Origin of the sequence: Gemmiger formicilis (assembly GCF_024462815.1) — a bacterium.
GTDB lineage: Bacteria > Bacillota > Clostridia > Oscillospirales > Ruminococcaceae > Gemmiger.
Genome location: NZ_JANGCG010000046.1, coordinates 1 through 864, shown reverse-complemented (window position 1 = coordinate 864; position 864 = coordinate 1). Strand labels below are relative to the sequence as shown.

Here is an 864-nt window from a genome sequence, read left to right as displayed (position 1 = left end):
TGGACGCAGCACAAATAGCGTCAGCCAAAGTGCAATTAACGCCGCCAGACAAAACAGTTGAAATTGAGGATATTTCAGAGTTAGTAGGCTATTTGAATGATGTAGTTATCTATAATCAAGATAATTCTTACACAGAATATGTAGGGCAAGGCGTTACTTTTACCCTGATTATGACCGACGGCACACAGACAGAGATTACGGCATATAACCCATTTCTTATAATTGATGGTGTAGGCTATAAAACAAAGTATGAGCCATGCCAAGCACTTAATAGCTATGCCAATGAATTATTAAATTCTGGAACTGCCAATGTGATTTTGGAAGAGCCGCCTGCTTTAGGTTTAGTAAGTGATAACACCTATGTCAGTGCATTATTAGGTGCTTATTCGTGGCAGAAAAAAGATGTTGATGGAAATTCTATAAGTACAACTACCGATAGCGCACACCCTTTAGATTGTGAAGAATTATTATCCCCGCCGTATGAAACACCAGAAGCAACAGCTACACTAAGTTTTACAGAAGAACCCGATACTATTTTAAGTGTAAAATGTTGGAGTGATGAATATTGGGGGAAACCTACTACAAACAGCGAAGATGTAACTATGACTGGAAATGTCCTCACTCTTAAACCGGGCGGGTATATCTATGAAATAATAGCCGACTGGAATACCCAAAACGGTTATGGAGGAACTGCAAGCTATTTTATTTACTTGAAAATGATAGAGTAAAACTAAATAAACCACCTACAAGGGACAGCCGAGAAAATCGACTGTCCTTTTTCTATGCCGACAGGCAGAAAGGAGCGACCAACCATGACGAAAACGAGAGAGAAAACCCGCGAGGAGTTGCAAGCCGAGATTGAGG

Annotated in this window: 1 protein-coding gene; it reads left to right on the top strand. The window is 40.2% G+C overall.

Annotated elements, in window-relative coordinates; all coding sequences use genetic code 11:
• Nucleotides 1–728, top strand: a 728-nt coding sequence (locus NE623_RS14415; protein ID WP_256273501.1) for a hypothetical protein, incomplete at its 5' end; no start/stop codon positions are given.
• Between the last annotated feature and the right edge of the window lie 136 nt (nucleotides 729–864).